This is a genomic window from Leisingera sp. CC-HEC093 (assembly GCF_059429195.1).
Map to the genome: position 1 here is coordinate 155,697 of NZ_JCAIJR010000002.1, position 7,641 is coordinate 163,337.

A 7,641-nucleotide genomic window follows, 5' to 3' on the forward strand; every position below is an offset into this window, starting at 1 on the left:
CCGGGCCGCTGTTCCCGCCGGCAGGGCAGGACAGATCCTGAAAGCAGCCTGGCCGCCCGGCGCAAGGCCTGCAGCCGGGCCGCAGGCTCAACCGCCCCCCGATATGTTGCAATTTCAATACGGCGCGGGGCAAAGATCCTGCCAGCGGCTGTATTCGCGGACGTGCCGCGCGCAAGGCTATGGAATCCGTATAATAGGAATGCAGGACGACAGGCTGCAGGCGGCCAGAGGCAACACTGGCTGCGGCGGCGGAAGCAAAGTATAAAAACGATGACAGCAAGAGTTGGGGCAATCGTGGGACGGCATCTAATCTATCGCAGCCTTTCAGCCGGCGCCTGTTTTGCGGGCTGCCTGCTGCCCGCCGCAGTTCAGGGCAATGAGACTCAAATCGCTTACGGCTTCAGCCAGAGCTTTGAGAGCAGCGACAATCTCAGCCTGGATCCGGTCAGCCTGGGCAGCACGACCTTCGCCTCCACCGGCCTGTCTTTCGGGCTGCTGCGTGAAACGCCGCTGGACCGGTTCGGGCTGACCGCTTCCGGCACTCTGCGCGCGGTGAACGGGCCGGGGGCGGAATCGGGGCTTGACGAGCAGCGCCTTGAACTGGGCTACGGCCGCACAGGCGCGCAATCCGCGTTTGATTTCAATGCCAGCTATTTTCAGTCGGACATCGAATTCCTGCGCCCGCTTGAGGATTTCGAGAATGACGCCGGCGAAATCGATCTGCCGCCCGATCTGGACGATCTGAACGGAACCGGCACCCGTGAGCGCTACCAGACCGGGTTCAATCTCAAGCTTGGCGAGGACGCGCCGGTCGGGGCGGCGCTCAGCGGCGAGTATCTTGCGCTGCGCTATTCCGACACAACCAACCCGAGCCTGTTCGACAACGACCTCAGCAATCTGGATGCGGATGTTTCCCTGCGCTTCACGCCGCTGGTGACAGGCACATTGGGGGCCGCTTACCAGGTGTATGATGCCGAGGATGAGGAGCAGACGCGGCGGGAAACCAAAACCGGGTATTTGGGCCTGAACCTTGAGGTATCCCCGATCCTGCGTCTTCAGACGCAGCTGGGCTATACCACCATCGACACGCGGGAGTTCGGCACCGTTACGCAAACCCAGGGCCCGTCCGGTTTCCTGCGGCTGGTGCGGGATATGCCCAATGGAACCGTCAATGCCGAAATCGAGCAGATCGTGACAGAGGACGGGGACATCCGCACCTTCCGGGCCGGGCGCAGCCTCGACATGAAGACCGGCGCTTTTGCGGTTACGCTTGGTGTTGCGGACACCGATGCGGGCGGCGCCGATGTCATCGGCTCCCTTGACTGGAGCCAGGAGCTTGCCAGCGGCGTAATGAGCGCGCGGTTCGACCGTTCCGTGAGCTTTGATGAAGAAAACGGCAACACTCTGAGAACCGCCCTGTTCCTTGACTATGCCCACGACATCAACAGTGTTTCAGCCATCGGCCTCAATGCCGGCTACTCGATCAGCGAGGAAACCGGCGACCAGACCGACATCGGGGATTTCACGGTCTCATACCGGCACGCCCTGACCAGGGACTGGGGGCTGGATCTTGGCTACCGCTACCGCCTGCGCGAGGAGCTGGCAGAGCCGCGCGCGCAATCCCACTCCGTCTTTTTCACGATGCGCCGGGATCTCGTCTTCCGGCCCTGATCCGGCAGGCCCGCGCATGCAGCACATCAGGTAAATGCCTGAGGGCAAACCGCCTGCGCGCGCCAATGGCGCAGCGGCGGCCGATGGCGAGGGCTCAGGTCTCAGCAGCGGTGCTGTACCGGCCTGGCGCGGCAGAAACCGGCAGAAGGCAGGGAGAGAGGCCGCCCGGGCAGGCCCTGGGTCAAGAACGGAGGGCTTTGTTTTGCGGATCTTTCGCAAACAGCTTGCGTTCAGAAATGAGAATTGCTGCCGCGGCAGCAATGAGCATGCTCAAGCAGCTGCTGCCAAGATAAATGGCGAATGCACCCAAGAGCGAGTATCCGGCGATCAATGCGGCCGCGGCCGACACTGTCCCGACAAGTATGCCAACCAGCATAAGTCCCAAGATCACTGCTCCTTTTTCAGCAGAAACACCTTAGTCGAACAGGGTATATTCGCGAGATTAACACTCTCTTAAGGTCAGTTTTTACCACTTTAGTATATTTGAGGCGGAGTGTGGAGGGCTTGATTAAACTGCAAGGCACAAAATAGGCGGGGATATGCCTGACCGGAGATCTCTGCGCGGCGGTTCCAGCAGCCTTGCCGCGTTGAGCAGACCCTCCTCCGCCCCCCTGTCGGCACCGGGACGGGCGGCCCGGGGCATGGCGTGCCGCCCGCCTCCCGATTCAGCAATCCCCCGCCGCCGTTCCCCCGAACTCGGCGGTTTCGCGCCGGATCAGGACCTGCGCCGGGATTGCAGTTGTCCCTAAGGGCGCTTTCGAACAGTCATGATCCCGCCTTCGAGTTGCCTCATTCGAAGTGTAAACAGGGCCATCAAGCCCATGGTGCCAAGCTGCGCATGCGACCCCGCTGCGCAAAACAAGAGGGATCAGGCAAAGCCCGCTTTCCCTGCCAATGACTGAACACTCGCAAAACGGCTCTGAACGGCCGTCCGCGAAAGGAAGATCTATGACTGTTTACTATTCCTCCGACCTGGGCTGGGCAGCCGGTCAGAATGTTACGAGCCAGCTTGCGGAGCTGGTCAGCAAGGTTCTGAAGCCTGGCGACACTTTGGTGCTCGACCGGATGCACGACCTGAACGCCGGTATGGAGATCCAGCTGCCTGACAATGTCACCCTGGCAGCAGAAAACGGCGGCGGCTTTGACCTGCAGAACACCAATGCCTCCAACCGCAGCTCGATCCTGATGGGCAATGGCGGCACGCTCAACAACATCACCATCACCGCCAGCGGCGCCCCGGACACCGATTTCGAGGGCCTCAACCCGCAGCAGGGCACCGATTTCCACCGCGGCCGGGCGATCGGCATCCACGACGCTGATGATGTCACGGTGATCAACAGCAGCTTTGCGGGCAATATCGACCAGTTCCTGAATGTCCACGACAGCGACAACCTGGTTGTCGAGAACACCCATTTCACCGGCGCGCGGACCCAGCTGCTGATGGGCGGCGACGTGGCGGACGCGCTGATCTACCGCAGCCATTTCGAAGAGGCGGTCGGCGACGGGATCAAGACGATCGACGGCCGCAACACCGGCACCCGGGTGATCGAGAGCCTGTTTGAGAACAACACCCGGGACGGGATCGACACCACCGGCGGCTTTAAGGACGCGGTGGTCAAGGACTCTGTTTTCTACCGCAATTTCAGCGCGCTGGACATCAAGTCCCCGATCCATGATTCCGGCGACATGACCCGCCCGTATGTGAACAGCAACATCCTGATCGACGGCGTCCATATCTCCGGCTCCAACAGCGGGATCGTGACCACCTTCACGGATTACACCGGCAAGGTCACCGCCGCGAACGCCGACAGCTATATCCCGCACGACATCACGGTGACCAACTCCACCTTCGAGAATGTCGGCCGGGCGTTCCTGATCAAGGACGGCTACAACATCACCTGGTCGGACCTGGTGTTCCGCAATGTGGACAGCGAAGCGCGGATCATGAACAGCGACGCGCCCAACGGCTGGCACCGGCTGAGCGACGGCAGCCAGAACATCGGCGGCGACTACTCGACCGCGCCGGTGCAGAACCGCTCCGCCGACGCGCTGTGGGGCTTTGAAGCGGGCGCCAGCGGCACACTGGGCAGCGGAGACGGCGGTGACGGCGGCGGCGAGCCCGGCGATCTGAGCGGCGACAATCTTATCACGGGCAGCGCGGAACAGGATATCTTCTTCGGCGGCGCCGGCAATGACACCATCGACGGCAAAGGCGGCAGCGACGAGATCGGCGGCGGCACCGGCAGGGACCTGATCTTCGGCGGTGACGGCGGCGACATTCTGCGTGGCGGCGGCGGCCGCGACAGGGAGCGCGGCGGCAGCGGCAACGATGACCTGCACGGCGGCCGCGGCAACGACTTTCTGCACGGCGGCAGCGGCGGCGACGGCCTGCACGGCGGCCGCGGCAGGGATGTCCTGAAAGGCGGCAGCGGCACGGATGTCCTGAACGGCGGCGGCGGCAACGACACCCTGCGCGGCGGCGCGGGGGCGGATACGCTGGTGTTTTCAAGCGGCGCCGATCTGGTGGACGGCTTTGAGGCGGGCGATCAGATTGATCTCAGCGGCGTCGCCGGGATCACCGGTTTCGCCGACCTGAAGGCCAATCACCTGTCCGGCGGCGCTGAGGCCGTGATTTCCGATGGTCTCGGCAACACGATGACGCTGGCAGGTGTGGCGGAAAGCATGCTGGACGCCGGCGACTTCATCTTCTGACCGCCGCACGGCGGCGCAGATACACGGCGGCCCGGTCCGCGCGCCCGGGCTGCGTCAAGAACGCAAGGCCTCTCCGGCCCCGAAAGGCGCCGGGGAGAGCCCCGTTCTGAAGGCAAACGCCGGCAGCGCGGTCACGGCTGCGGCCGGGAGTACTTGGGCGCAGGTCTCCTGCGCCGCCGGAACTTGTTCCGGATGCGGCGGCCCAGCAGTGCCGCGACGGCGCCGGCCCGCTGGGAAAAGGGAATGCCCCTGACCAGCAGCGCCGCCTTCAAATACTCCTCAACCCCGCTTTGCAGGTAATAATCATACGACCGGGCCCTCCATTTGGCGGGTTTGCGGACTGCCGCATCGGGATCGAACCATTGCAGAACGGTTTCATCGGTTGTGTTGGCCTGCCGTGAACTGCCGCCATGCATGCGGCGGAAGAACTGCGTCTCGCCTTCGGCGCAGACGATAGGCCCGGCCAGCGCGCATTCGGCCAGAAAGAAGATGTCGGAGCTGACATAGCTGCCTACCAGCCGCGTCCTGGCCAGGGACTCTCTCCGGAACAAGCCGTAGACCTCAACCATCGCGCCAATGGAATCCAGCGTTTGGACAAGGCGCTCCGAGGCGGTTTCAGCCGTGGCCACCACCGTCCGTCTTGGCCGGTCGAGCACGTTCGAATTCTCGTCAATGAATGCGAACTTCGGATAGACCAGCATAGGATCGGCTTCGCGGCGCTCATACTCGCTGAGGCACAGGGACAGAAACTGCGGCCCCAGAACGTCGTCATGGGCAAACCACTGAAAGAACTCGCCGGAGGCTGCAAGGAAGGTGTAATTGTGGTTTTTGGCGGCCCCGATGTTCTTAGGATGGCGCACGTATTTTACCCGGGAATCCGCCTTGGCAAAGGCCATGCAGATCTCTTGGGTTTCATCACTCGAGGCATTGTCGGACAGGATCAGCTCGAAGTCTGCGAAGTCCTGGGCAAGAACGGAGCCGACCGCCTCTGCCAGGTACCTTGCGCCGTTGTAGACAGGCAGGCCGATGCTGACTTTCGGGGGTCTCGTTTCAGACATTGCCTGATCCTGCCAGTTGTGCGCAAAGCTGCATTTCTTTCTCCGCCTCAAAGATGCGTGTTTTCCGGTGCCGTTCCGCCGCCCCGGCAGGGCGCTTGCAAGGCAGGAACCGCAAGGCCGGAACAGCCGGCCCTAAAACCCTCCTGCCCGGGGGTGGGTCACGGGGGACCGCCCCCGGCCCCCGCCTCAAACCCCCACAGCGCGTCTGCGGTCAGGTTCTGCACCGGCGCGGTCGAGTAGCCGCCGCCGATGTTCTGGCGGCCGCCGCTCAGCCGGTGCCAGCCATCGGGCGCGTCGCTGTTCATGATCCGCGCTTCGCTGTCCACGTTGCGGAACACCAGATCCGACCAGGTGATATTGTAGCCGTCCTTGATCAGGAACGCCCGGCCGACATTCTCGAAGGTGGAGTTGGCCACCGTGATGTCGTGCGGGATATAGCTGTCGGCAGTCGCGGCGGTGACCTGGCCGGTGTAATCCGTGAAGGTGGTCACGATCGCATTGCCCGACCCGGTGATATAGGCCCCGTCGATCAGGATGTTGCTGTTCACATGCGGCCGGGTCAGGTCGCCCGCGTCATGGATCGGGGACTTGATGTCCAGCGCGCTGGAGTTGTTGTAAAACACCGTGCCCCGGACTACCGCGTCCTTAAAGCCGCCGGTGGTGTCGATCCCGTCCCGGCTATTGTCCTCAAACAGGCTCTCGATCACCCGGGTGCCGGTGTTGTTGCCGTCGAGCGTCTTGATCCCGTCCCCGAGCGCGCCCGCGAAACGGCTGCGGTAGATCAGCGCGCCGGCCACGTTGCCGCTCATCTGCAGCTGGGTCCGCGCGCCGGTGAAACGGGTGCCCTGCACAATCAGGTTGTCGCTGTTGTGGACATTCAGGAACTGGTCGATATTGCCCGAAAAGCTGCTGTTGATCACCGTCACGTTGTCAGCACCGTGGATGCCGACCGCCCGGGCCGGATCGAAATCGATGCCGCGCATCGGGTTGAGGCCCTCGAAATCGGTGTCGGGGGCGCCGCTGGCGGTGATGGTGATATTGCTGAGGGTGCCGCCATTGCCCATCAGGATCGTGCTGCGGTTGGAGGCGCCGGTCCTTTGCAGGTCGAAGCCGCCGCCGTTCTTGGCAGCCAGGGTAACGTTGTCGGGCAGCTGGATCTTTGCCCCGGCATCCAGGCCGTACATGTGATCCAGAACCAGACTCTCGCCCGGGCGGATCACCCTTGCCGCAAACCGGGCGAAGTCGGCCGTCACATCCCCCCCGGGCTGCCAGTTGAGGTCGCTGGAATGGAAATTGCGCGCCGTCGAGTGCGACCGCCCAGCCTCGGGCACAACACCGGCAATGACGGCCAACACGGCGCCCAGGGCGGCAGATGCCAGAAGCAGGGCCTGCGGGAAGCGAAAGACCGTCATCGGGAACTGCACCCGAATGCCGGGAGCGCCCCCGCCCGCCGGCCTGGCGGGGCAGGCGCGGTCCGGCGGGCCGCTTCAGGCGTCCGTCTGCGGCACAAAAATGATCTTGATCGTTTTGACGATAATGCGCAGATCAATCCGCCACCCCATGTTGCGTATATAGTAATCATCAAACTCCGACTTCCGGCGCACCATCTCAATGCTGTCCGTGTAGCCTTGCGTGACCTGCGCATAGCCGGTGATGCCCGGCCGCACCGCCCAACGCAGGGAATAGAACGGAATCTCGGCCAGATAGGCCTGCTTGAACGCGGCAGCTTCGGGACGCGGCCCGATCAGGCTCATGTCGCCGTTCAGGACGTTCAGAAATTGCGGGGTTTCATCAATTTTCGTGCGCCGCAGCCAGTGCCCCAGCGGCGTGATGCGATGCTGCTCCAGGGAATCGTCCGCCCCGCGCAGCTTGGAGCCCGCCGGTGACATCGAACGGAACTTGATCATCACGAAATCCTTGCCGTCCTTGCCGGTGCGCCGCTGCGTGAAGAAAAGGCTGCCCTTGTTCCAAACCGGATTGAGCACAAGCAGAACGCTGCAAATCCCCAGCAGCACAGGCAGCGCAAGCAGGCTGACGGCAATATCGAAGATCCGTTTCGATAGAAGGAATGATCTGTCGCCCGCGCAGGAAGCCAAACTTCGGGCCCGGTCAGGCGACGCCCCTTTCACGAGCTCTGGCGATGAGAGCCCCGATATCTCTTTCATGTCCCCCCCCTGAAAGCGAGGTTAATTACCCATCC

Annotated in this window: 6 protein-coding genes; 2 read left to right on the forward strand and 4 right to left on the reverse strand. The window is 63.0% G+C overall.

Annotation, left to right across the window (positions count from 1 at the left end):
- Positions 1-294 precede the first annotated feature (294 nt).
- The gene (locus tag AC5STB_RS20720; RefSeq protein ID WP_495444757.1) at positions 295-1,671 is read left to right on the forward strand and encodes a hypothetical protein; all 1,377 of its coding nucleotides are present in this window, start codon (positions 295-297) and stop codon (positions 1,669-1,671) included.
- 181 nt (positions 1,672-1,852) lie between these two features.
- Here AC5STB_RS20720 and AC5STB_RS20725 read toward each other — a convergent pair whose 3' ends face one another.
- Positions 1,853-2,056, reverse strand: a complete 204-nt coding sequence (locus tag AC5STB_RS20725) for a hypothetical protein (protein ID WP_495444758.1) — start codon at positions 2,054-2,056, stop codon at positions 1,853-1,855.
- A 563-nt stretch (positions 2,057-2,619) separates the two neighbouring features.
- On the opposite strand from AC5STB_RS20725, the gene AC5STB_RS20730 reads away from it, so the two are divergent.
- On the forward strand, positions 2,620-4,383 hold the full coding sequence (locus AC5STB_RS20730) for a right-handed parallel beta-helix repeat-containing protein (RefSeq protein ID WP_495444759.1): 1,764 nt from the start codon (positions 2,620-2,622) through the stop codon (positions 4,381-4,383).
- A 131-nt stretch (positions 4,384-4,514) separates the two neighbouring features.
- Here the strand turns inward: AC5STB_RS20730 and AC5STB_RS20735 are convergent, their stop codons facing one another.
- From AC5STB_RS20735 to AC5STB_RS20745, 3 genes are all read right to left on the reverse strand, one after another.
- Positions 4,515-5,441, reverse strand: a complete 927-nt coding sequence (locus tag AC5STB_RS20735; RefSeq protein WP_495444760.1) for a glycosyltransferase family 2 protein — start codon at positions 5,439-5,441, stop codon at positions 4,515-4,517.
- A gap of 158 nt (positions 5,442-5,599) precedes the next feature.
- A complete protein-coding gene (locus AC5STB_RS20740; protein ID WP_495444761.1) occupies positions 5,600-6,853 on the reverse strand; it encodes a right-handed parallel beta-helix repeat-containing protein in 1,254 nt (417 codons plus the stop codon).
- A gap of 75 nt (positions 6,854-6,928) precedes the next feature.
- On the reverse strand, positions 6,929-7,606 hold the full coding sequence (locus AC5STB_RS20745; protein WP_495444762.1) for a sugar transferase: 678 nt from the start codon (positions 7,604-7,606) through the stop codon (positions 6,929-6,931).
- Positions 7,607-7,641: the final 35 nt, after the last annotated feature.